Origin of the sequence: Pseudochryseolinea flava, assembly GCF_003286915.1 — a bacterium.
Lineage (GTDB): Bacteria > Bacteroidota > Bacteroidia > Cytophagales > Cyclobacteriaceae > Ohtaekwangia > Ohtaekwangia flava.
Genome location: NZ_QMFY01000027.1, coordinates 17,154 through 41,580, shown reverse-complemented (window position 1 = coordinate 41,580; position 24,427 = coordinate 17,154). Strand labels below are relative to the sequence as shown.

Sequence of the window (24,427 nt, the reverse complement as noted above, 5' to 3'; positions counted from 1 at the left end):
AATCCTCCTATAGAGGAGAAAAAAATCAACGTCGACATAAAAACTGTACGGATGGTGCCTCTAAAAATGATTAAAAAAACAAAGCATCTCCAAAATCGGGTTTTTAGAGATGCCCTTAACGATTAACGATTAACGATTAACGACTAACAAATTCACATGAGAGACGTAATGTTATTTTTTCATTTCATCGGAATCACGATGGGATTAGGTACAAGCTTCGCGCATGCTTTCCTGGGAATAGCCGCGGCAAAGATGTCAACAGAAGAAGCTGCCAAGTTCAGGATGCACACGCTTGTCCTGGGAAAGATGGGACATGTAGGCCTTGCGTTGCTATTGGTCTCCGGTTTTTACCTGATCACGCCCTATTGGAAATCACTTGCTGATATGCCTTTGTTGATCGTAAAACTCGTACTTGTACTAACGCTAATTATCCTGATCGTCATCATCACCCGGGCTTCTAAGAAGGCGCAGCAAGGTGATGCAGAAGGGCAGCTTAAAAAAATGGCGGCAGTAGGTAAGTTAACGTTAATTGTCGCGCTGGCTATTGTTGGCGTAGCTATCGCTGTATTTCACTAAATAAAACTGCGATGCATATTATCTTTTCACGTGTCCATTAGTGATTCATGTTCTAAATTACAAAATCATCTTAATGAAAATGACGAGAGAAAAATTGATTGACTTGGTAATAGAAATTATTAGTGTCGAGGGAAAAACGTTGGAACAGATTGATAGGCTTATCGAGGTGTTTGAAAAGAATGTCCCCCATCCGTCACCGACTGATTTAATTTATCATGAGGATCTCACGCCCGAAGAGATCGTCGACAAGGCTTTGCGCTACAAGCCAATTCAGCTTTGAATGATACAGAACTTGAGCGCTGAAAATAGGCAAATCGTCTGATTGTTCAAGATAAATCACGACGTTCATCAGCGACGCTAATGTATTGATACTGTAAACACCTATGGCTAAAAATACACCGCCGGTTATAATTCGTATGAGTGCACTTGAGTCTTCATATCGATATTTTTTAACTTGGTGTTTATTGATGACGTGGAATACACTTTTGGTTCACACTTGGATCTCCAGGAATGTTTCTCCTCGGAATTCTTTGAAGTAGAAGATGTCAAATACGATCTTCGATATGATGGTTTGAATTTCATGCAACGAAGTTTCTGCGTCTTGATGCTTTTGTCGAAAGGTTAACTTATCGCCGCCTTCTTCAATCGTGAATCCTAACGCTATAAAATGGTCAAGACCATGGTTGGTGATGGTCATGGATTTTCTCAATGCTTGAACGTTCGAGACCTCAATTTTAAGAATAGCGCCGTCGGTTGATAAGCGAAGTGCAAGATTAGCGGATTTTTTTAGTACGATGTTAATGCCCTTTATCTTTCTAGACAAGAGTTCGCCCAAATGTTCAAACAGAATGGAACTTTCTGTAAGCGCGTCGGTTTCCTTCTCCCGGCTCGTGGAGAACGTGTCGTCGTCTTGTGTGGGTATACCAAAAATTTCCGCTAGACTTTTCTTGTCGAAATTTTTGTCATCGAGATTATTTAGTGTGTGAAGCTTCTTGTTGATGATGGCTATCCCTTCTTGGTGAAAATGAGCCGTTAAGTATTCGCCATTTTTTACAGCGTCATCGATCAAATTTTTCAGGTTTGCTTTTTCTTGTTCGAGCTCCTGTATCAAAGTGTGTAGCGCATTCAAATTCTAAGTGTTTGATTTCCTGTTGCCAACGTTGTATCGTGTCTTCATTTGTATATTAAATGAAGTAAGTATAGATATCGAAGTTACAAAATTAGTAGGAGAATGAGCAATCTGCATAGTTTGTTGTGAACTACAATGTGGCAATTTTATTTTGATTGTCATGATTACCTTTCCAGCGTAGCTGTATTTTTTATTCGCTGAAAAAATCCATCGCGATAGCATTGATGAGTTCTGGTCTTTCTGCAAATACTTCATGCGTTGTATTCGGTAACACGCAGTACTGACTGTTTTTTATTTTTCTATGCATCTCTAATCCATGGTCTAAGGAAATCATATCGCGGTCACCAAGTACAATCATGACGGGAATGTTAATGCCTGCATACACGCTTTCTGAAAAATATTCCCTGTCGTAGACCATCGTGTTCATGTTGTGAAAGACTTTTTTCCAATCCTTTTTGGGTGTTAAGGTATTGTACCATTCGATGTCTTTTGTGTTTTGCGATTCCCAGTATTCCAGTGACGGTGGGGTGACTGAGTCGAGAATAACGCCTTCTGGAATATTGAAGCCTCGCAACCCATTATTTGCGCCAACGGCAATCACCTTCTTGATTTTATCCGCGCGTTTATTGGCGAGTAGAATACTGACAATACCACCGTCACTCCATCCCATCACATAAGCACTATCCAATTTCAACGAGTCGATTAGTTTTGACATTGTGTCGGTGAGCCACGCATAACTCAAGGTATCTGTTTCTCCCGACATGCCTTGCCCGGGCGTATCGGGTGCAATTACCCGGTAGTGTTTTGAAAAAGCGGCGATGCATTTTTCGAAATCTCTTATGCTTCGGTTGATTCCGCCACCTGAGAGTAAAATCAGTGGCGTACCGTGTCCACATTCTTCGTAGTAGACCGTTGTACCATTGATGTTTACAACGCCAGTACTATTCGCTGCAACGCGATTGGCCTCCGGTGCTGATTTACAGCTAATCCAAAGAAACGAAATGAAAATTAATGAAAGTGTATTTTTCATAGTGAAGTAAGGATGCGCCGCGTCCGTAAAAAGTTGATCCTGCTTTAGTACGTGTCTGCGACATTTACCATCTTATAATTTCATTGTGGCTCACAAACCAAGTAAATCGATTCGCGTATCGTTTGGTCACTAGTTATTAGGACAAGATTGCCATGTCCTGTCAGACTCCCCGCGATTCGTCTACTTTCTAAGGTTCCTGAAATGTGAATCTCTAATGAATCATTTTTAAATGCGCTGAGGAATGGACCAGCCTTGATGTTCAGTGGGGTAGTTGCTTCTAGATGTATTGTTTGCCCTCGAAAGTTTATCCTCATTTGCCCATCTTTTTCAATAAGCGCAATCATAAGTTTACCCCAATAATCATGTTCGTCAACGGCAACGATGCAACTGATCGTTTCCCACTCTGAGTAAGATAATGCAAACTCCATCAGGGGGTGGTGTGTGGAATCTTTGCGATACAATTCCCCCGCTGTCAAGGTAATGGTGTCTAAATAGACTTTTCTACCAGCATCGGAAGTTCGCTGATAAACTATTTTCTTGCCACAATCAATTGAAATAGGGTAGGTGATTGAATCAGCAACACCCGGCGTACGTGTTTTAGTATGGTCGATGCAGCTGAAAGCAATGATAGCGTTGAATGCAAATAGTAGTTTGTTCATCACAATTAATAGCCATTATTTACTTTCTTAGTTTATCGAATACCAAATAGATCAACGGACCAACCACAACGAAGAACACAATAAAAAAAGTCCAAAGTATCTTATGCCGGTTTTTGTTGTCCTTTCTCCATAACTTCATAAGTGCAACGATGGCCAGTACTAGGGCTACAGCTTGAATGATCAAGGGGTGTACTTCAACAGTTATAAGTTCCATTTTGCTAATTTAGAATGACTGTGATTTTTACAATGTAGTATCAATTGATCAAACTAATGGCGAACAAACAAGCCTTTACATCATCATAGGCGTTTTTTGTTCCGCAGTAGATCCAATCATCGTGTGTGGTGTCGGTCTCAATATTGTGTCGGATAAACAATGTAGATCCGAACAGCATAATTGCGAACAACGCCGTGAAGAAAACTAATATGATGACGAGGTTGATACACTTCATGATATCTAGCGATGGAACTTTAACTTTTTTAATACTGCCTCTTCGTCTACTTTTAGTTTTTGGTCAATGGATTCCCAGTCGTTCTCAGAGAGCTTATCGTAAAAGAAGTTTAGGTCGTTTAGATAGGTGGAGAAGTACTTGGTAAGAGACGAGAGAGAATTATTCCAATGGTGCATGACCTTTTTGATCTCTTCGTTCGCAACGGCTTTGTTGTGATTTTTTAATGCCGTGAAAATAACGACTGCTTCATTTCGTTTGCTGAAGTTGCCGGTCGGGAATTGTCTAAGGTTCTGTGCTATTTCCAATGTAGAGCGATACTGTTCAAAGTAGGGAAGTACGTACGCGACAATTTGTCTAGTGATAAAGTCGGCAAGTAACGGATGCTCAAGAGTGATGCGCGTATGATTTCTGATGTTCGGAACGATCTCCTCAATGTTTACGATACCGCTGAGTTCGTCGTGTATAAAGATGGTATTACAATAAGGCATGATACTGATCGCGATGGTATAGTGTTCGCTTACACCAGTCCAAGATCCTCTCGTGTCTATATGAATGGTTTGAATAACGTCTTGAGAAATTCGTTGGATCATTCTCCCGTTTAATCGAAAGCCGAGAGGCGCTAAGTTATCGGCGATGGATTTTGTGAAAGCTTTAAAAGCATTTTTAAGCTCTTCCTTGGCTAACGGCGTGTACACTTTTAAGTCTTCCCATTTCATAGAATTCGATATTAGGGTAACGGTTGGTTGTGTCCGTATTAATTTTGAAAAATTGGTTGGCTATGGAGCCGAATTGGTTGTATTTACCCCTTCAAGTACAAGGCTACATCGGCAAACGTCGGATGTCCAGATTCATTAATTTTGTTTCTTTGGTCGTCGAGATTTAGTTTGAACAGAATATCACGTGCTTGAAACTTTTCAGTTGTGGTGTCAAATCGACTGCGACTAATGCTTATATGAATATGGAAATGATAATCCACGTCATTTAGCAATCCTTCGTAAAATGTATATTTTAGGTGGCTGCGTACAGGACCTGAATTTGCAAGCATAACCTTGATGAACTTTCTACTTGGATTATTTCCCGTGAAGTAAGTCCATGCATGCGTAGCTTTTTCTGGATCTTCAAAGATGTCGAAGTGCAATGAATATTCTGTTGATCCAGAAAGATCTTGCTCGGATATTGAAAGTTGACATTGGTAGCCCGCGTATATTTTTTCGTTAGACGACCGACTTGCCTGTCCAGAAACATTGTATCGAAGCCATAGGGTAGTCAGTGTATGATATGATGGATTGATGGCATTCCATTCGAGGCTTAGCGCAATTTTTTCTTCGACAGGAAAGGTTGAATTCCAAATGTTATCAACCAGGTTGTCGTGTGCAGAGAGGTTATTATTTGTGATGAAGTCTTGTAGTGTCATTGCTAAACAAAGTTAGAAGCCCTTTCGTATGATTCTGTAACACCGCCGGCGTCTATGCAAGTACATGCAAACATCTTAACGCCAACGGCAAGAAATGTTATCAGTAAAAATATGCTTTTGGCTATACCGCTTCGACGTGGAATAGAATGGTATGGATGTAGATTATGCATGTTGGGGTAACGGTTGTCGGGTAAATTTAGTGATTATTTGGCAATCACTTAGCGATCGATCATTTACATCGATCGCGATTGGCCTGATGTAGGAAAGATTAATAGTTTTGTAACGGACGTGCTCAGAGCAAACTTGTAACGGAAAGGCTATGCGACTAAAATTCACCATCTGCATTTTTCTTGCTTTCATGACGTCAATCCTGATACAGCGGTGTAAACGTGAAGCCCCTGCGGCGAACATTGCCCCGGGAGCAATATGCCTCATCGCCGATGGACTTGGCAACTATGGTCTGATAAAAGTAATTAAGGTGGGGAATAACGCGATCCATTTTATTATTTACGCTAATCGTTATCACGGCAGTCCACCGCAGCAGTTTGATGTATCGATGATTGAAGAAGCTGCTCCTCATTTAAACCCTTTAGCGTTAATCGGTAAAGAAGAATTTGAAGATTGGAAGCCAGTAGTTGTTGCTGTAGAAGCTGTGCGAGAGGAAGAGTTCCAACCTTTGACGCGGCGGAAGAAATAGTTGCTTGCATTGAAGAACGCTTAGGGGGTTTTCTTCAATGGATTTTGATGTTTCAAATTACCTAACGTCTTGGAGGGTGCTAGGCGGCTGGCCATCTTTTTAAGGCAATCTTCTATGGATGCGATTTCAAAAGGTCAATGATTTTCGATGTAGTATCCGACCTCATTAAATTCATCATCAAAAAATATCTTTGCGTTTGAAGGAATGTTGAGGCTGTCCGATACCCTTGTATTCATCAACCTCACGGATCCGTAGGGGAATTCATGTTCCTCAACCTGGTCAAATAGATTTTTGGTCGTCAATCTAACCTGTCTGTCCTCATCGTTGAATTCAAACGCAATGATAATGCTGCGGTAATTGTAAATGCGATTAATGATCAATACAACTGTACTTCCGATGAGTAGTCCAACCCCACCTGTTATTGTCAATGCGGCGATAGACATGCTCCGCATGCCGTAAAAAATTTTCAGAATCGAAATTGCAGTTGGATCTTGTTCACGATCATGATGATAAAGTGCAACGCAGACAAATATGGCGATTACAATATAGAGGACAGTCAGAAGCCTTCTAATTTTGCGCGTTCCAGAGAAGTCACGTTGGTAATATTTGGATTTGAAGTGCTGCATTTTTTGTCTCGTGATTTACAAGACTACCAGCGGACGATTATCTAGTGAATTTTGTTTCCCTTTAAATCCTCCTGGATTTTCGTTAACCGATTGTCTATAGATGCTAAACCATTTAGTATTTCATTAACACCTTGTTTTATAATCCTGACGATGACGATACCAAAAATTAATATCGTTAAAAAAATTAATGTTAGTAAAAGTTCCATAGTGTCCTTGGGCTGTGGTGTGAAATGTTTGTTGATGTGAGATATTAAATATTTGTATTTAGGCCGTTGTACTTACCTATTCAAGCAGCCAGTTCAGTTTTTCTGCGTTGAGAATGTTTTTACCTTTCAAGTCTTTAATCGTGGCAATCTTAATGCGTTCAAATCCAACCCTTTTTCCAAAATCTTTTATGTTTCCGAACTCGCTTTCACAGAACAATTCATTATTGTTCTCATCTATAAAGTAGTAGAATTGACCTTGCATATCGCATAGGTCATCTTCTTCCCAGTATGTGAAAAGTCTTTCGAGTGTCAATTCTGTTGCTCGAACGAAATCTTTTTCCTTCGGCGCGATGTTCTCCCATTGTTTTATCTGCTCTTCGTGCGCGTACCGGGTGATCGGTATTTCAGTCCAATAAATTCTCCGTACTTGATTTATCTTGAAATCAAAGGAATCTGTATTGAGGAGTGTCCCAAGCGTTTTAGCATTCTTTAAAACCGAGGTAACCATTTCTCTCTTTTTCTTCGATAAAGAATTAAGAAACTCCTTTTGAATGTTTATTAAATGGGTTTGAAGATTCATAGTGTATGCCTGTGAAGAACGTCAAATCTGTTTGCATCGATGGTCTTAATGAACGCGTTCCATACCACGCGTCAATAATTCGATAGGATAGAACATCGTGAAATAAACAAACAAAATGGACGCTAACAATGCGATGGTCATGAACACCCAGTTGGGTTGACCTTTGTGTTCTTCAACGTTATAGGGCACTAGTTTGGTGCCTGCAATAAAATCGCCAATGCGCCTTTCGTTGTTGGCAAGGGCAAGGATCCCTTCTATGGGCCACAGGATGATTGTCAGATTTCTAACAAAACATCTTAGGGCATTTGCAGGCTGTCCCGTTTTAATATCGATAAGTTGGAGTTTTAAAATTCTCTTGCCGAGGCTTCTCCCGAGATAGATGTCTTTGTTGAAGTACAGCGGAAACGCGAAGAGATTCAGATAATAGTTGCCGAGCATGAGTTTCGGCTGTGCGTTGGGATTTCCGAAAGTTTGCGCGATGTCGTATATCACGCCTGGCATAACAACAACCATAATGATGACCGTCATCAACACGTGGTCTAATAGCATGGTGCCAATTCGATTCCCAGTATTCAGGGTGTTCATTTGTAAATCGGGGTTACAGGGCGTTTAAACGGCGTTGCTCACAACTTGGATGCGGCCGTTTAAGTTTTACTTAAAAATAGAGAATCAAATTTAAACTTCCGTCAGTTTTCCTGGCTTCATCCTCTAGTGCCAACGGTTTTGTTCTTGCTGAATATCTGCATCGCGCATCTCGTCTATACTTTTGTTACTGGGACCAGTGACAAATTCAGTTACATCATTGTTGGGGTGTCATGTATTGCCTTGGTGACTTCCCTTGTTTTGAGACGCAAGGTCTTGTTGGTAACCGCCGCATTTCTTTATGCCTGTATATTTGTCGTCGGCGTTGTGGCGTAGTTGCGCACTGCCCAGGCAGAAGTTTCTTATGTGCAGATAAGGGATGGAATCCTATCTTTACGTTCCCATGCCAAACGTATTACACGATCTCGATCAACTTTCAACAACTCAACTATGGATTCTTTTCTTGGTAGAGAATCTACTCATTACGCTTAGTGTGCTTGTTATTGGTGGGTGGATCATGAAAAGTCATCAAAAACCGCGGACACGCCCGACGCGAAAAGATTGGGTTATATGCGGTGTAACGAACGTAATCAATACCGTTGTGACGTACCTCGGCTTTTACTTATGTCAGACAGGTTATATTGCGATCGACACACAATTGTCGTGGTACATTCTTCTGGATTTTATGATACTTTTCTTTGCCATGGATTTGTTGATGTACGTGTTTCACTACCTTATCCATAAGTCTTTCTTATATGAGGTTGTACATGGGTTACATCATCAATCCGTGAATCCGAAGCCGATCGATCTTTTTGTACTGCATCCGGTCGAAACGTTTGCCTTCGGAACGTTGTGGCTGGTGTTGCTGATGACGAATTCCTTTTCGCTGATCGCGATCATGATATACCTCACGGTTAATGTCGCCTTTGGATTATTGGGTCACTTGGAAATTGAACCGTTGCCGGAATTATGGCGACAAAAACGAATCTTTCGTTATATCGGTACAGCCACATTTCATCATCGTCACCACCAAGATGTAACGGCAAATTTTGGTTTCTATACCAGTTTGTGGGATAAGTTATTTGGTACTTTCGGTAAGTCATGAAATAACATTCTCCACGCCGCATACGCGCCAAACCAACCGGCTATTCCAACCGAAGATTCAGTTCCTGTGTCAAATTGCTTTAAAACGTCGTATCCTGTAATTTCGCACAAAAGAATAGACAATGACAAGAAAGGAAATAGCCGATAAGATTTTAGCACGTTTGGAACCGATGAAAGCGGAACTTGCAAAAGAGTTTGCAAAGCCGGGTCGTGTCAATACGTTTTATGTTGATGATCTGCTTGATGAGGCCTCTGCCAAGAAAATCTACGAAGCATTTCCTGATAAAAGTGAAATGATGGAGAAGAAGTCGTTACGGGAATACAAGAATGTAGCGGCGCAGATGAATAAATACAATCCGTTGTTGGAAGAAGCCGTCTATGCTTTTCAAGATCCACGGCTCATCGCCTTGGTGAGTGAAATTACAGGTCTTCGTGAAGCCATTCCAGATGATCGACTCTATGCCGGTGGGATTAGCTTGATGTCGCAAGGGAATTTTTTGAATCCACACCTAGACAACTCACACGACAATGCGCGTGAACATTATCGGATTCTTAATTTGCTCTACTATGTTACGCCGAACTGGGAAGAGTCATTTGGTGGAAATCTTGAGCTTTGGGATAATGGTGTCGATAAACCTCAACGTACAATCTTCAGTAAGTTCAATCGTTTGGCGGTGATGATTACGAATAAATCGTCTTTCCATTCCGTAAGCAAAGTGGTAGTTGACGGCAACAGATGTTGTGTATCGAATTATTACTTCTCATCGATCCCAGCAGAGCGTGAGCATTATTTCCATGTTACTTCGTTCTATGGACGCCCTGAAGAGAAGTTTAAGGATTTTATCTTGAGGATAGATTCCTCCTTAAGGAATTTGGTGCGCAAGGTATTTAAGAAGGGCGTTGTTAAGACAAAGCACATCTACGATAAAAACGTAAAATAGCATACCAGCATAATAACATTGAGTGTAGCCATGAACGCGAGTTCGTGGCTTTTTTGTTTAAATCGATAGCGCTGCGTTCTGATCAATCTCCTGATCGCACTTTTAAAAAGTGTAAAGACCACAGTAAATCAATAGCGCGGGTCGAACACTGTTTTATCGTCGGTTTTCTTACATAAGCGTCTGTAAATCGCACTAAAAGGGCGATATTTGGAGCACATTTTCCTGTCCTTGTTAACCCCAATTGCCTACAGAAAATGACGTTACCGCAACCATTATGTTACGCTGCCTTTTGCCGGAAGATGGCAGCAGTCATTTTTACTTTCCAACTTGGATTTCTTATGGCACACGTACTGCGTAAAACGGTAACACCGCTTATCATACTTCTGTTGCCCTTGGTTTTCATGGCATGTTTTAAAGAGGAAGAAATTCCAGTAACCACGGATTTTACCTATAGAATTGCCAATGAGCGTGCGATTATTCCTGCGAAAATTGCGATTGATAATAAGACCAGCGGGGCCGACTTTTACACCTGGACTTTCGAGGGCGCAACACCTTCATCGTCGAATAAAAAACAGCCCGGTGAAATTTCGTATTCGTCTCCGGGCACTTACACCATTAAGCTTGAAGCGTGGAATGATACGCAACGTTCGGTTAAAGAAATTCAAATCGTATTGGATGCGGAAGCAACATTAGATTTCGCTACAGAAATTCTTGTGAACGATTTTGCTCCTGCCACGGTGGTGATTACAAACAACGAAGTGGCCCCCGTTTACGAATGGATCTTCGAGGGCGGCACACCAGCTACTTCGTCGGCTGCAAATCCTCCGGAGGTCGTCTATAATACGCCGGGCACATACGAGATTATACTCCGCGTTTCCGATGGTGATGGCGCTTTCACTACCGATACACGTACAATAGAAGTGAAGCCAGCACTTGCGCCAGCGTTTCAATTTGTCCCGACGTTACTAGATGAAGATTATGAAGCGCCAGTATCAGGTAATCTTCAGAATCAAACCATCAGTGGTATCACGTATCAATGGCAATCGTCGGGAGGCACAATCGGTAATAAAAATGCTGAACACACAACCCTCCAGTTCGCGGCCGCTGGTACTTATACTGTTACACTCACGGCGTCGAATGGAAAAGAAACGAAGTCGGTTCAACAGCAAATTGTTATTAAGCCGAATACAAATTTGTTTGTCTACAACGATGTAAAATTCGGCGTGAGTAGTGCTCATGAAACGCTCGGAAGCTTTTTCTCTCCCTCGTTAAAAGCAATTCTTAAGAAGGCGGATGTGAACGGTGACAACGGTACTACAATCGATCTCGTGTTTTTCGGTATCAACTCGTCATTCAATTATTGCCGCTTTATTTCACCAGACTCAACAACGAAGTTTACGCTTCCGGAAATTCCCCAAGCGAGCCATACATATTTTGTCAATACGCAAGAAAGTACTACGCTGAATTTTACGGTGAGTAACTTCGATGCGATGAAGAACGATACACCGATAAAATCATTAGCGATCAAGCAAAACGACACGGGTACAAAGTTTTTTTCAATGTCGTCAACACCCCGAGTTGTTCTCTTCCAAACTAACGATGGTCGTAAGGGCGCGATTAAAATTAAGAACTTCGTAAACGAGGGTACGCAGTCGTACATCATAGCTGACGTTAAAATTCAAAAACTTCCCTGATGAAAAAAACTCTACGATTTTTAACACGCGGAAGCTGGATGGACGTCATAAGCACGTTGCTGTTGCTACAGGTGATCGCATCTGCGGCGTATGGTCAGCAAGTTGATTTGAACAACGTAAAAAAGAACTTTACAGAGAAACCGTTTCGCATGGGTGGCGGTATTTCTGCCAACACAATTTTTTATGATGGTAACGATGGACAAGGTCGACAACCGTTTACTTATTTTCTGAATGGCAATGTAAATTTCAATCTGTTTAACCAGATCAATCTTCCATTCTCTTTCAGCTTAACAAATTTGGGTGCCGATTATGGTTACCCGACATTACCCAATCGCTTGAGTGTTCATCCCATGTACAAGTCTATTACGGGACACATTGGCGATGTTGCCATGAGTTTTTCTCCTTACACATTGAATGGCCACATGTTCAGAGGTGTTGGTGTAGACGTTGCGCCGAAGGGGCCTTGGAAGTTTAGCGCCATGTACGGAAGACTACAGCGAGCCAGTGAATTCGATTCTGCCAGGACACTTGTGCCTGCTGCTTATCAACGGATGGGCTATGGCGCAAAGGTTCGTTACGATCAAAGTGGCTACTACGCCGGTATGAATTTCTTTACCGCGAAAGATGATCCGAATTCATTGAAGTTTCATCCCGATAGCTTAAATATCTTTCCACAGCATAACGTTGCTTTCGGATGGGAAGGCGGAGTTAAATTAATCGACAACTTGATGCTTTCGGGTGAATTTGGATTAAGCTTGCTCACCCGCGACATTCGATCAAATAGAGAAAGCGACTCTTGGCTTGACGACGTTTTTGTTAACCGTACATCGACGCACGCTTACAAAGCTTACAAAGTTAATCTGAATTATCAGTTATTTAAAAATACAATCGGTCTCGGCTATGAGCGTATCGATCCGGAGTATAGGACCCTCGGTGCCTACTATTTCAACAATGACTATGAAAACATCACTGTGAATTATGCGCGTCCATTTCTGCAAGATAAAATCACGATCGCGTTAAGCTGGGGAATTCAACGTGATGATCTAAATAACGACAAAGAGCAATCGTCAAAGCGATTGGTAAGCTCTGCCAACATCAATTATACGCCGAATGAGAATTTTAATGCGGCACTTTCTTATTCCGGATTTCAAACATACATGAACATCCGATCACAGTTTGACTACATCAACGGACAGACACCATACGATAACTTGGATACACTAGACTTTACACAGTTGTCACAAAACCTTGCGCTTACCACACTGTATTCTTTCGGCAAGAACGAAAATCGTCGCCACAGCTTAAATACAAATTTAAGTTATCAAGAGGCTGCCGATAAACAAGGTGATGTGATCAGGCCCGGCGCGTTATCGCAATTCTATAATTTCAGCACACAATATACTTTGTTGTTCGTACCGCAGGCTGTGAGTGTTCATGCCTCGATTAACGCAACCTATAATTTAGTAGGTGGTGAAGAGTTTATCATTGTAGGGCCAACCGCAGGAGCGAAGGCAAGGATCTTTCAAAAGAAATTGACAACAGGTCTATCATGTTCGTATAATGTGAGTTATCAGGCGTCTGAAAGGCAAGGTAAGGTTGTCAATGTTCGCTGGAATGCGGGTTATGCCGTAGCGAAGAAACACATGCTGATGGCCAACACCGTTTGGCAACAACGTGATTTGAAGACGCGCAGCAATGCACAGTCGATTACGGCAACGGTGGGATATTCCTATAGTTTTTGAGCGTTATTAAGTGTTCAAGTGTTCAAGTAAAATGGACTGACTAAGTTGAAACGAACTAGGTGTTCAAGTAAATGCACTGGCTCACCGGAAACGAATTAAATGTTCGAGTGTTCAGGTGTTCAAGTGTTCAAGTAAATGCACTGGCTAAGCGTAACGAATTAAGTGTTCGCGCACTGGCTAACCGGTTGACTGGAAACCGAAAACAAGCTCCCCCACGCTTACGCAAAAAAAAAGCACACTATCTACTAGCGTGCCGTTTAGATTAAGCCACTGATTTTATTTCTTTATCGCGCCGATGTTACCGTTTGGTTCTCTTTACTAAATGCGGGCGTATAGTTTTTTGCATCTGTTTCACTTAGCATTCCTTTTCCTGGATTTCCCTTTACCGTGGGCAAGTGCGCGATGTTCATCGTTCTCACTGCTTCGCCCAGCATTTCAAGTTCCATGAGATGATTAGCGATACGATTCGCGTCAATCTCATTTGATACGCCATTTACACTCATGGCAATTAACTTTCCTGCTTCGTTGTACTGCGGTGTAAAAGAGTATGCGGGATATAACTGGGCATAGTCATATAGTTTTTTCGACACAGCATTGATCGAAGCTTGTACGTTTTTATAATCAGTTTGTGATTTGATTTCCGTTTGAGCTTTCGCGGTAACACTAGCGAGTCCGAAAGCGGCAACAAATGCGGTGCGTTGTAGGAGGTTCATGCGGTGTATGAGTTATTCGACACGAACATGTGGGGAAAATTTGTGCCAACTCATCGAATGGCCGATCGCCGTTAATTAATGCGTATCTACAACTATAAAAGTTCAATTTGCTCTCTATTTGGGATAGGTTTAAACCAAAAATTGGAAATACAGGAACGCGTTGATGAAATCATTATCCGGGAAATCACGGTTTCGGGTATGCAGCGATGTGGCCATCTTCGAAGGATACTTTGATCACAAAAGCATGGGAAATGAGTGATTGTGGAGCCCGCATGAAAGTGTAGCCATGAAGGTTGCACATGAATTCTGGTTTAACCTGAATTTTTCGTTATTTTCGATCTGTTTATTACATCAAACTTACTAGAGTTGGCACATGAGAACCCCTCAAAACACCTTCGGGCTTAGCATAATCCCTTTGCTCGTTCTAATCATGATGATGGTTGGAACGCATGCGTATGCGCAACAGACGGTATCGATCGGCGATACCCAAACCAAAGCGAATGCTGTTCTCTATTTGAAAGCAGTGAACAGCAACCAGGGTTTGATCATTCCCGTTGTGGCCAGTCGTAATTCCATTGCTTCGCCTGGAGCTGAAGCTGGGATGTTGGTTTTTGACAAAAGCGATAACAAGTTGTACTATCACAATGGCTCTTCGTGGGTCGAAGCCGGAGCAACATCGGGTGGTGGCAGTAATGTTAACTTAACTGCTGGGCAGAATATTACGATTGCCGGCAGTTTTCCCAATTTTACGATATCTGCTCCGTCTGTTGATCCTATTGTCGGCAACGAGGTGACGCAAATCAATACCCGTGGCGGTCTCGAACTTACCGGATCCGGCACCGCTGCAAGCCCACTAACCGTCGGACTCGTACAAGGAACAGTCGATGGACAAATATTGAAGTGGAACAACACTACAAAGAAGTGGGAGGTCGGGACAATGACCGGCGGCGGGTCCGTTGTGCAGGTGTCAACGGGAACAGGATTGACGGGTGGACCGATTACAACATCAGGAACCATTAGCCTTGCCAACACAGCGGTGGCTGCCGGAACGTACGGAAGCGCAACAACAGCAGCGCAAGTCACCGTGGATGCACAAGGAAGAATTACCGCAGCGTCGAGCAATACATTTCCAGATGCAAGCGCGACCAATGAAATTCAAAATCTCTCAACATCAGGAACAGGATCAGCTGCAACCGGCGAGAGCTTCCCATTGAATATATCGAGCGGTACAGGTGTTACCATTCGCGAAGGAACAAACGTGTCAATCACCAATGCTTCCAATGTACTTACTATTAGCACGACTGGCGCGGCGGGTGTTACGAGCGTAGCCACTGGAACAGGACTTACTGGTGGACCGATCACCACTACCGGTACGATTGCACTTGCTAACACTGCAGTTGCTGCGGGCACTTATGGAAACGCTTCGAACGTGGCTCAATTTACTGTTGATGCACAAGGAAGAATTACTGCGGCATCGAACGTTGCACTTCCTGCAGCGGTAGGTGATCTCGATGATCTTTCCGATGTGACGATTGGAACTACTGCGGGCGGTCAAATTTTGGTGAATGATGGATCAGGTCAATTTCGCAATGTGCCAATGTCTTCAGATGCATCGCTCACGGCAGCTGGTGCACTAACCTTGAACGCAGGCGCAGTATCCGGCGGTGTCGGTGGTGATATTGCTGATGCGTCTATTACAAGCGCAGATCTTGCCAATGGGGCAGTGTCCGGTGGCGTTGGTGGTGTGATCGCGGATGGATCGATCGCGGCCGCAGATCTGAGCAGCATGGGAGCCACGGCAAGCCAGGTGATGCAGTACAATGGTACAGCTTGGGTACCAGCAACCATTAGCGGCTCAGCGCTCACAACGCTTAACGTGATTCCAAAAGGCAATGGTAGTGCTCAAGTAGCGTCACAGGTTTTTGACGATGGAACCAATGTCGGTATCGGAACAACAACACCAACAAAAAAACTAGACATCAATGGCGATCTGAATTTCAGCACAGGGTCAAGCATTTTTGTCAACGGCATTCGTGTATTCAACAACACGGGTAATAGCAATACTTTCTTAGGCAATAACACCGGACTTAACATCACGGCGAATCACAATACGTTTTTGGGTTTTGAAACAGGAAGGGCGAACACCAGCGGTACATACAATTTGTTTGTCGGTAGAGGTGCAGGTACGGCGAACACGACAGGAGGCTATAATGCCTTTATCGGCGCTGATGCTGGTTTTAGTATGCTCACGGGATCGCTCAATACTTTCGTTGGATTCAACGCGGGCAAGTTTGCTACTGCCATGACATCGGGAACAATGTTGGGAAACAAAGCCGGAGAAAATACAACAGGCGATTTCAACACATTTGTAGGTGAGCGCGCAGGACAACTCACGACCACAGGCGAAGAGAGCGTGATGGTAGGAAGAATGAGCGGGGCGACGAATACGACAGGTGGCCGTCTTACTTTAATTGGCCACGGAGCCGATGTATCTACTGCTGGCTTGACAAACGCAACAGCGATCGGACATGATGCGACGGTAAGTGCAAGCAATACAGTCGTTCTTGGGAATGGTGCAGATGTTGGTATCGGTGTTTCGAATCCAGGAATTGAAACCGGCGCGAATCGTTATCTGACCGTGTCTGCAGGAGCGTTAACCAACAGTGGTTTCGGTTCTATTGAAATTCAAGGTGGTCAAGGTACAATAGGTCAGCCTGTAGGACGAATGGATTTTATATCAAACTCTTCGCCGGGAAATTCAGCGATCGCGCGTATCGAGGTACGTTCAGCGAACTCCGCCCAGTTTAGAGGTGACATGATCTTCTATACCAAAACAGGAAGTTCGTATGCAGCAGCGGCATTGGTGGAGCGCATGCGGATTGGCGATGATGGACTTGTTGGAATAGGGCGCCCTGCAGCGACAAACAGGCTGGAAGTTGAAGGACAAGCATCAAAAACTACAGGTGGCGATTGGGCCACGAACTCGGATCAAAGAATCAAGACCAATATCAGCACCGTGCCGCACGGTATAGAAACAATTAAACAACTCAGACCCGTAATGTTTCAATACACAGACTATTGGAAACAAAAGCACCCGAGTATCGAGAATCGTTTTTACTATAGCTACATCGCACAAGAGTACCAAAAAGTATTTCCGCATGCCGTAACTGGAAGCGGTCAGTATATCGAGGGTGATCCGGTTGAAGTCTTACAAGTAGACTCTTATGATGCACAAATTGTTTCCATCAAAGCGATTCAAGAGTTGATTGAAAAAGTGGAACGCCTTGAAAAAGAAAACGCAGACTTGAAAGCACAAAACGTAACGCTCGAAAAAGATCTTCGCGCGGAAATAGACGAGATTAAGAAGCTGATCGGTGTTGAAGCGAAAGCTAAACGATAAGCGTATGATGACCAAGTTCAGCGTTATTAGCTTTTGTTTGCTCCTCGCAGCAAAGGTATCGGCACAAATAACCATTGCCAACGGTACAGCGATTGTGGCATCAGATGGTACCGAGATCGTTGCTGCGGTAAAAGGAAATGTAAGCAACGGCAGCACCTATGATTTCGCGAATGCCAATCTTCGAATTACGTTGCAGCCCAATACGATCGATCAAACTATTGGCGGAAATCTTGTTGTGCAGAGTCTTAATCTTGTCTCTGGCACAAACACGATAGCGAACGGTACACTCACCCTCAAGGAACAGATCTATTTCAACACAGGACTTCTGATGCCAGGCAGTAGTGGAAAAATTTTGTATACCGGTGTTCGTGAAAATATCCATGGAGACGAAGCGGGCAGATTTGACGATTCCTATGTAGACGGCAAATTTTATGTATTGCATAGCGGAAGAAATTTTTTCCCGATAGGAACAGAATCAATAGGATTTGCGCCAGCCTACCTAGATGGGAATGGTACTGATGAAGTCGCCATGCAAGTGTTCGGCGAAGATGGTGGCTTTTTATTTGATCCCACGGGGAACATTGGTGAAGTTGATGTAACACGATATTGGGAAATCACAACGGCGAATCTAGCAGGCCTCGATTCGAAAGTTACACTCGCGACAAACGGTGTTGTTATGGCGAATCCAGATTTAGCACCTGTCGTTGTTCAAGCGGATGCGCCAGGAACGCATGTCGAGAATTTATTGAGCGTCATCAACGGCGCTGAAATTACGAGTAGACGCTCCGTTACAAAGCCAATCGTAACCGTTGGTGGCAGCCGCGAAGTTGAATTGGTGATTCATGATATTATTACACCTTTTTCAACGGGTGATCCTAATGATTACCTCGTGATCGACAACATTGAGAAATTTATGGTTAACAAAGTAACGTTGTTAGATCGGTGGGGTGGGAAAGTTCACGAGTGGAACAACTTTACAAACTATGGACCTCCGTATCTAAATCCAGATGGATTTGATTTCAAGACACTAAGCCCTGGCGGTTATATCTGCGTAGTCGAGTACGGCGATCCAGAGTCGGGCATGAACACGAAGTCGCAAATGGTAACAGTTCTCAAAGTTAACTAAGCTGCTTATGAAGAAACTTCTACTTCTCCAAGGAATACTGATACTCTTCTGTGCAACGTTGCAAGCACAGGATATTCCGCTGTTCAGTCAAAAGTTAACGAATTCATTCATGTACAATCCTGCTATTGCAGGTCATACGCATGGATCGGTAACGGCATCTTACCGCAAGAATTATAGTGGTGTTGCTGGTGCGCCAACAAACTACTTTATCAGTTTGCATACGCCGCTAGCCAACCATCGCTTTGGTCTCGGAGCAAATGTTTTTCAAGAAGATGTTACGTTTTTAAGGAATACCTATGCATCGATGGCGTTCGCGTATCATTTAAAATTCAACAAGTTTACAAGCCTCTCGATGGGTGTTGCCGGCGAATATAATTCGATCGGAACCAACGGTGCCCCTATTGGAAGCATAGAAGATCCAGAGTACGTTGCCATCACGCAAGGGAAGATTAATCACTACGATTATTCCTTTGGAATTCACTATCAAAATCGGTTTGTGAAAGCGGGTATTGCTGCCAACAGATTGTCGTCGACATGGCTAAAAGAAGAAGCATCGTTATCGAATTACTATTCTAGTTTTATTCAAGGCTTGATTCCCATACGCGGTGGTGAAGATTTGCTTGAACCTTATGTAGCATATCGTAAACTATCAAACGTGAACAACACGGTTGATGCCGGTCTTTTCTACACCTACAATAACCTCATTACTTTGGGCGGTTCTTGGCGTACAGGTGGTGTAGCGAGTGGCACACTGGCCGTACGTCCTTCCAAATACATTCTACTCGGCTACTCTTATGAAACGATTATGGGTAATGTAGGCGGATTTGTCGGTGCCGCCAATGAGATCACCATTCGTTTTGACTTCAACGACGAAAGTTACAAAGAGCGTTTCCGGGCCGATTATAAATCAGCGGTGTCCTACCGTCGTAAGACCGTGGGTTCGTTTGGTGCGAGTAGAAGTGGTAAGAGTCCAAAACAGTTGCATAAGCGCCAGAAAAAACTAGCGCCTTATTCGCCGAACAACCGCTATCAGAACATTAAAAAACTTGGCGTGAAATCTAAAGGAAGTTCGATGAAGAAACCTGGTTCGAAAGGAAGAAAGGGGCCATCGAAACGAAGACGCTAGTTGCTAGGAACATCAAACATTCGGTGGACGGGCTTACTTCTGAAAAATAACGGAGAGTCGCGGTCCACAATACGAATTCTATTTCTATGGCCTAGCTTGAAATAAGGCCTATCGAGGATGTACATAAGTGCGCCAACAGTAATGAGTGTAGCCGATGTAATACCAACACCGCGACTGAACTCATATTTTTCATCTTGTACAATACCAACATTGATCATATCCGCCAATGGCAGGAGTAGGCCTGCAAGTATCGCGTTGAAGCCTATTTCCCGTATCGTAATTTTGCGTTGCGCGCCGATATCCACAAGCATGATTTTGTAGTAGGGAACCGTGTCGTTATTCGTGATGATGGTCGTGTCGGTGAGTTCGACAATCCGTTCAAGTCTGAACTGCTTGCGATCGGATAAAGAGTATCTGATCAAATCTCCCGGTTCAAATCGCTTGACAACATTTTGTTTTCGGATGATCACCACTTGTTGTTGCGCGAAACATGTGATGCACACGAATAAGGATAATGACAGGAGTAACGTATTCTTCATGAGGAGTAGATGCACGAACTCAAAAAAAAGTTGGCGGACAAATGCATGCCCGCCAACCAACCTTGTTAGACGCGAATCGAAGGTTTACAGTTTCACAGTTTCATGATCCACCCAAATCGGTCTGGCTGTGTGCCTCGTTTGATTGCATCCAATTCTTGATAAATTTTATGTGCGATAACACGTTGCTCCACCGGCGGGAGCGTGTATAAGTTTCCTTCGTAACCTATTGCTTCAATATTGGCGATAGTCGCTGCGGTACCCACGCCAAATGCTTCTTGTAATGTTCCTTGTGTGAGGTGCGCTACGATCTCCTTTACCGATACTTTTCGCTCTTCAACTTTCATTCCCCAGCTCTGTGCAAGTTTAACAATACTGTCGCGGGTAATGCCGGCGAGGATAGAATCGCTTAACGCTGGCGTCACCAGGGTGTCGTTGAAGACAAACATCACGTTCATTGTGCCTGATTCTTCGATGTATTCATGTTTCACACCATCGGTCCAGATGAGTTGATGAAAACCTTCTTGCGCGGCGAGCTTCGTCGGATAGATGGCGCCACCGTAGTTGCCACCAGCTTTTGCATAACCCGTTCCACCGGCTACGGCGCGTGTATAATGTGTTTCGATCTTAACTTTTACGGGATTAGAATAATACGCGCCAACAGGACTCATGATGATCATGAACGTAAAATCCTGCGATGGACGAATCCCAATGTATTCATCAGCTGAAAATACAAAGGGACGAATGTACAGAGAGCTACCCGGTGCTGAAGGAATCCAAGCTTTATCGACATGCAAGAGTTCACGAAGGCCTTCCATAAAAATCTCCTCAGGAACGGGTGGCATACACATCCGATCGGCGGAGAGATTCAGTCGTTGAAGATTGTCATGCGGCCTGAAGATGAGTACTTCACCATTCGTGCCGAGATACGCCTTCATGCCTTCGAAGATGGATTGCCCGTAATGGATGGCTGGCGTAGCAGGGCTTACCAGCATATGTCCGTAAGGAACGATCCGGAAGTTCTTCCATTGTCCATCGCGATAATCGGCCATGAACATGTGGTCAGTATAAACTTTACCAAAAGGAAGATTATTGAAATCGGTTTGTGGCAAACGCGACTCCGTAACCCCTTCCAGGGTTATCTTGATAGTGTCGACCATTTTCGGTTAATGAGTTCCGTAAAGGTATCTAAAAAAACGGAACGGCTAACATACGTTAGTGGAATTTTTGGAGATGCCGATAACAAAAGCCTAACCACTTTCAGCTTTGAGCTTTAGCTACTAGTGCCCTGGAATTTTTAGTTTGGTAATAACCCGCGTTTTTAATCACTAATCGATGGTTTTTGAAGTGCGTAAAAAACAGGGGTTTGTCCTTAAAAAAATCAATTTAATTGCGCGTGTGCGCGGCGGCCCAACTTAAACGCGGGGGAGCCCCGGCATGTGCGATGGGCAGCATGTTTAAGTTTCCCCTTTTTCTTTTGTTACTTTTCTATTTGGGGACGCAAAAAGAACAGTAAGAAGAGGCTGATGCATGAACGAATCAGAGGACTCAGTAGAACATTCAAAAAGTTGATAAGGGTAAGTGCGATCCGGGTTTTTGGGCCGCTATGAAAATATTTTTCCGGACACTAATAAATAGCTTTCAGCTTTCTGCTTTCTTCCTACATTTTCGGTTTCCAAGGCGCCTCAGGGGCATTTAATTCATGCGCCATTTTACGGCAAAGCACAAATATGTAATCGGAAAGACGGTTAAGGTATTTAATCACGATGGGAAGCACTTCCGCTTGGCGCGATAGTGAAATGGTAAGACGCTCGGCGCGTCGGCATACCGTACGTGCAATGTGGCCGTTGGACACGCTGACATGGCCGCCCGGAAGAACAAAAAAGCGCATCGGCGGGAGCAAAGCATCCATGCCGTCAATAGCTTGTTCTAAAGTTGTGATATCGTCTTCTATAAGGGCTGGAATTTTGACTTTCGTGTTTCCAGGTTCGGTAGCAAGTATTGATCCGATCGTGAACAAACGATCTTGAATATGGAGTAGAATTTCTTCGCGCGATTGATTTACAGGTTGATCACGAAGCAAACCGATCCACGAGTTCAGCTCGTCGATGGTACCGTACGTTTCGATGCGCAGGTCGTCTTTCGGAACACGCTTTCCCCCGAAGAGTCCGGTAGTGCCTTGGTCGCCGGTTTTGGTATAGATCTTCATATTGGGGACGTGTTGAGGTGTTGACGTGAGTGTTCGAGTTAAATGCATTCAAACTTTAGACTTTTAACCTTACACTTTAAACTTTCGCTCACGCTTTTGTTTCTACTAACGGTCTTCCGCGAGATACATTTTCATTCTTACGATCCCATTCGATCAGTCCATCGCGAAGGCGGATAATGCGATGCGAATAGTGCGCGATATCGTCTTCGTGCGTTACCATGATGATGGTATTACCCTTGTCGTGCAATTCTTGAAACAGCGCCATGATGTCGTACGATGTTTTACTATCCAAGTTACCGGTAGGTTCATCGGCGAGTATGATAGACGGGTTGTTTACCAGCGCGCGCGCAATCGCCACACGTTGACGTTGTCCGCCGGAAAGTTCGTTTGGTTTGTGGTGATGACGTGTAGCAAGGTCAACATTCTTCAACGCTTCCATCGCCATTTCTTCGCGGTCAGATTTAGAATAACCGGCATAAATTAATGGAAGGGCTACGTTCTCAAGTGCAGTAGCCCGAGGAAGCAGGTTGAAGGTTTGAAACACGAATCCAATTTCTTTATTTCTAACCTCGGCGAGTTCATTTTCAGTCATCTCACTCACCAAGTGATTGTTAAGGCTATACGTGCCAGAAGTAGGCGTATCGAGACATCCGACGATGTTCATCAGTGTCGATTTACCCGATCCTGATGGTCCCATAAAAGCCACATATTCTCCTTTATCGATCGAAATTGAAATGTCTTGCAGGGCGTTCACAATGTTGTCGCCCATCTTATACATTCGCGAAATGTGGTGTGTTTCTATGATTTTCATGGCTCAATTAGTATCGGATTTAACGGTCTAATTACAGGGATGAGGGTGAAAGTTAAAAAGTTTTCTGGCAATGTTCAGGCACGCACGCCTTCATACTGTCAAGTTTAAACAACCGGTTAATTTGTTAGCATGAATGGCGCTTAATTTCTGTTCCTTGACGTCTCGTATGACAAAAAGTTACAAACCACGCAATATATGTCACGCCTGTTGCAATAAAGATCAGGGATGCAGTACAAATTCAACCGCGGCTTGGATCACGGCGTCGTCCTTCAAAATTCGTGTATGACCGAGCCCTTTCGTTCGCATGAGGTGCGCACTGGGATAAATTTGGATAAGTGCTTCAGCATGTTTAATCGTTACCTCACGATCATCTTCATCGTGGATGAGCAATAAGTCAACGTGATGAGGAAGATGTTTGACAAAGTACATTGCTGTAAATTCATCGAAGGGTCTTCCATATGTTTTTTGCATGTAGGTCTTGAAGTGTTCTCCTGTTGACCACGAACCATTGATATTTCGCAAGTAAGTTTTGATGATCTCATCACCAATCGTTGGCGAACCAATGTTTACGATCCTTTTAAACTCAAGCCCGTTCATGGTAGCAAATAATGCCGCACCTCCACCGAAGGAGTGACAAATCACGCCCACTGGCATACCTTCCTGCGCGAGAATTTGTTTCAAGACTAGCTCGAATTCAAGAATCTGTGTTTTAGATCCATCCGATTTTCCATGTGCTGGTCCGTCGAAAGCGACGACACTGAGCCCTGCTGCCTGTAACGGCTTGATGAATCGCCTGAATTGCGTTCCGCGCCCTGCCCATCCATGAATACAGAGCACATAAGATTTCGATTCGCCCCAGCGATATCCGTGAATGTTTTTTCCTTCAACATTTAAGGAAAAAGGCTTCGCGAAATTTTCCGCCTGGCGTTCTTTTTCCGGAACAGGATAACGCAAAGGAGAGAAGAATATTTTTCGGAAGTAGCGATGTGCCAACGGTGGCGCTACGCGTTCCAGCTTGGGAAAGAACCAGCGTACGAATTTTAATAGAAACGGTGTCTTATCTTTTTTATTCATCAG

Annotated in this window: 26 protein-coding genes; 10 read left to right on the top strand and 16 right to left on the bottom strand. The window is 43.6% G+C overall.

Features of this window, described 5'->3' with window-relative positions:
- Positions 1-156 precede the first annotated feature (156 nt).
- Both DQQ10_RS26895 and DQQ10_RS26890 read left to right on the top strand, forming a co-directional pair.
- On the top strand, positions 157-576 hold the full coding sequence (locus DQQ10_RS26895; RefSeq protein WP_133259782.1) for a hypothetical protein: 420 nt from the start codon (positions 157-159) through the stop codon (positions 574-576).
- A 73-nt stretch (positions 577-649) separates the two neighbouring features.
- Positions 650-856, top strand: coding sequence for a bacteriocin immunity protein (locus DQQ10_RS26890; RefSeq protein WP_245970555.1), 207 nt, complete (start codon positions 650-652; stop codon positions 854-856).
- A 210-nt stretch (positions 857-1,066) separates the two neighbouring features.
- Here the strand turns inward: DQQ10_RS26890 and DQQ10_RS26885 are convergent, their stop codons facing one another.
- The 7 genes from DQQ10_RS26885 to DQQ10_RS26855 all read right to left on the bottom strand — a co-directional run bounded on the left by DQQ10_RS26885 (position 1,067) and on the right by DQQ10_RS26855 (position 5,257).
- Positions 1,067-1,705 carry a hypothetical protein gene (locus tag DQQ10_RS26885; protein WP_133259781.1) on the bottom strand — a complete coding sequence of 213 codons (639 nt, stop codon included), beginning with the start codon at positions 1,703-1,705 and terminating at the stop codon, positions 1,067-1,069.
- 190 nt (positions 1,706-1,895) lie between these two features.
- Complete coding sequence (locus DQQ10_RS26880) at positions 1,896-2,735, bottom strand: alpha/beta fold hydrolase (protein ID WP_112750054.1); 840 nt, start codon at positions 2,733-2,735, stop codon at positions 1,896-1,898.
- A gap of 80 nt (positions 2,736-2,815) precedes the next feature.
- Positions 2,816-3,394 carry a hypothetical protein gene (locus DQQ10_RS26875; protein ID WP_112750053.1) on the bottom strand — a complete coding sequence of 193 codons (579 nt, stop codon included), beginning with the start codon at positions 3,392-3,394 and terminating at the stop codon, positions 2,816-2,818.
- Between the two features lie 19 nt (positions 3,395-3,413).
- The gene (locus DQQ10_RS26870) at positions 3,414-3,608 is read right to left on the bottom strand and encodes a PLDc N-terminal domain-containing protein (protein WP_112750052.1); all 195 of its coding nucleotides are present in this window, start codon (positions 3,606-3,608) and stop codon (positions 3,414-3,416) included.
- A gap of 40 nt (positions 3,609-3,648) precedes the next feature.
- Positions 3,649-3,843, bottom strand: coding sequence for a hypothetical protein (locus DQQ10_RS26865; RefSeq protein WP_112750051.1), 195 nt, complete (start codon positions 3,841-3,843; stop codon positions 3,649-3,651).
- A 5-nt stretch (positions 3,844-3,848) separates the two neighbouring features.
- On the bottom strand, positions 3,849-4,559 hold the full coding sequence (locus DQQ10_RS26860) for a hypothetical protein (RefSeq protein WP_112750050.1): 711 nt from the start codon (positions 4,557-4,559) through the stop codon (positions 3,849-3,851).
- A gap of 83 nt (positions 4,560-4,642) precedes the next feature.
- Positions 4,643-5,257 carry a hypothetical protein gene (locus DQQ10_RS26855; protein ID WP_112750049.1) on the bottom strand — a complete coding sequence of 205 codons (615 nt, stop codon included), beginning with the start codon at positions 5,255-5,257 and terminating at the stop codon, positions 4,643-4,645.
- 319 nt (positions 5,258-5,576) lie between these two features.
- Here DQQ10_RS26855 and DQQ10_RS26850 point away from each other — a divergent pair, with 319 nt between their 5' ends.
- Positions 5,577-5,954: a hypothetical protein gene (locus DQQ10_RS26850; protein WP_112750048.1), complete on the top strand. Its 378-nt coding sequence runs from the start codon at positions 5,577-5,579 to the stop codon at positions 5,952-5,954.
- Between the two features lie 134 nt (positions 5,955-6,088).
- Here DQQ10_RS26850 and DQQ10_RS26845 read toward each other — a convergent pair whose 3' ends face one another.
- The 3 genes from DQQ10_RS26845 to DQQ10_RS26835 all read right to left on the bottom strand — a co-directional run bounded on the left by DQQ10_RS26845 (position 6,089) and on the right by DQQ10_RS26835 (position 7,951).
- Positions 6,089-6,580, bottom strand: coding sequence for a hypothetical protein (locus tag DQQ10_RS26845; protein ID WP_112750047.1), 492 nt, complete (start codon positions 6,578-6,580; stop codon positions 6,089-6,091).
- 282 nt (positions 6,581-6,862) lie between these two features.
- The gene (locus tag DQQ10_RS26840; RefSeq protein ID WP_112750046.1) at positions 6,863-7,366 is read right to left on the bottom strand and encodes a hypothetical protein; all 504 of its coding nucleotides are present in this window, start codon (positions 7,364-7,366) and stop codon (positions 6,863-6,865) included.
- Between the two features lie 45 nt (positions 7,367-7,411).
- Complete coding sequence (locus DQQ10_RS26835) at positions 7,412-7,951, bottom strand: RDD family protein (RefSeq protein WP_112750045.1); 540 nt, start codon at positions 7,949-7,951, stop codon at positions 7,412-7,414.
- 400 nt (positions 7,952-8,351) lie between these two features.
- Between DQQ10_RS26835 and DQQ10_RS26830 the strand changes: the two genes are divergently transcribed.
- The 4 genes from DQQ10_RS26830 (at position 8,352) to DQQ10_RS26815 (ending at position 13,429) form a co-directional block, all read left to right on the top strand.
- Entirely contained in the window at positions 8,352-9,053 is a 702-nt protein-coding gene (locus DQQ10_RS26830; RefSeq protein WP_221409804.1) for a sterol desaturase family protein, read from the top strand.
- 121 nt (positions 9,054-9,174) lie between these two features.
- The gene (locus tag DQQ10_RS26825) at positions 9,175-9,993 is read left to right on the top strand and encodes a 2OG-Fe(II) oxygenase (protein WP_112750043.1); all 819 of its coding nucleotides are present in this window, start codon (positions 9,175-9,177) and stop codon (positions 9,991-9,993) included.
- A 338-nt stretch (positions 9,994-10,331) separates the two neighbouring features.
- Positions 10,332-11,687 carry a PKD domain-containing protein gene (locus tag DQQ10_RS26820; RefSeq protein WP_165824141.1) on the top strand — a complete coding sequence of 452 codons (1,356 nt, stop codon included), beginning with the start codon at positions 10,332-10,334 and terminating at the stop codon, positions 11,685-11,687.
- Entirely contained in the window at positions 11,687-13,429 is a 1,743-nt protein-coding gene (locus DQQ10_RS26815) for a hypothetical protein (protein ID WP_133259780.1), read from the top strand. Before DQQ10_RS26820 ends, DQQ10_RS26815 begins: the two co-directional genes overlap by 1 nt.
- A 284-nt stretch (positions 13,430-13,713) precedes the next feature.
- Here the strand turns inward: DQQ10_RS26815 and DQQ10_RS26810 are convergent, their stop codons facing one another.
- Complete coding sequence (locus DQQ10_RS26810) at positions 13,714-14,142, bottom strand: hypothetical protein (RefSeq protein ID WP_112750040.1); 429 nt, start codon at positions 14,140-14,142, stop codon at positions 13,714-13,716.
- 373 nt (positions 14,143-14,515) lie between these two features.
- On the opposite strand from DQQ10_RS26810, the gene DQQ10_RS26805 reads away from it, so the two are divergent.
- The 3 genes from DQQ10_RS26805 to DQQ10_RS26795 are packed head-to-tail and all read left to right on the top strand — an operon-like array spanning position 14,516 to position 19,794.
- Positions 14,516-17,542, top strand: a complete 3,027-nt coding sequence (locus tag DQQ10_RS26805; RefSeq protein ID WP_112750039.1) for a tail fiber domain-containing protein — start codon at positions 14,516-14,518, stop codon at positions 17,540-17,542.
- 4 nt (positions 17,543-17,546) lie between these two features.
- A complete protein-coding gene (locus tag DQQ10_RS26800; RefSeq protein ID WP_112750038.1) occupies positions 17,547-18,668 on the top strand; it encodes a T9SS type B sorting domain-containing protein in 1,122 nt (373 codons plus the stop codon).
- Between the two features lie 7 nt (positions 18,669-18,675).
- Positions 18,676-19,794, top strand: coding sequence for a PorP/SprF family type IX secretion system membrane protein (locus tag DQQ10_RS26795; RefSeq protein WP_112750037.1), 1,119 nt, complete (start codon positions 18,676-18,678; stop codon positions 19,792-19,794).
- Here the strand turns inward: DQQ10_RS26795 and DQQ10_RS26790 are convergent.
- The 5 genes from DQQ10_RS26790 to DQQ10_RS26770 form a co-directional block, all read right to left on the bottom strand.
- Complete coding sequence (locus tag DQQ10_RS26790) at positions 19,791-20,333, bottom strand: hypothetical protein (RefSeq protein ID WP_112750036.1); 543 nt, start codon at positions 20,331-20,333, stop codon at positions 19,791-19,793. The two genes, DQQ10_RS26795 and DQQ10_RS26790, sit on opposite strands and share 4 nt — an antisense overlap.
- 92 nt (positions 20,334-20,425) lie before the next feature.
- Positions 20,426-21,490 (bottom strand): branched-chain amino acid aminotransferase, encoded by a 1,065-nt coding sequence (locus tag DQQ10_RS26785; protein WP_112750035.1) that lies wholly within the window; start codon positions 21,488-21,490, stop codon positions 20,426-20,428.
- A gap of 500 nt (positions 21,491-21,990) precedes the next feature.
- Positions 21,991-22,539, bottom strand: coding sequence for a cob(I)yrinic acid a,c-diamide adenosyltransferase (locus DQQ10_RS26780; RefSeq protein ID WP_112750034.1), 549 nt, complete (start codon positions 22,537-22,539; stop codon positions 21,991-21,993).
- 88 nt (positions 22,540-22,627) lie between these two features.
- Positions 22,628-23,350, bottom strand: coding sequence for an ABC transporter ATP-binding protein (locus DQQ10_RS26775; protein ID WP_112750033.1), 723 nt, complete (start codon positions 23,348-23,350; stop codon positions 22,628-22,630).
- A gap of 219 nt (positions 23,351-23,569) precedes the next feature.
- Positions 23,570-24,424, bottom strand: a complete 855-nt coding sequence (locus tag DQQ10_RS26770) for an alpha/beta hydrolase (protein WP_112750032.1) — start codon at positions 24,422-24,424, stop codon at positions 23,570-23,572.
- Positions 24,425-24,427: the final 3 nt, after the last annotated feature.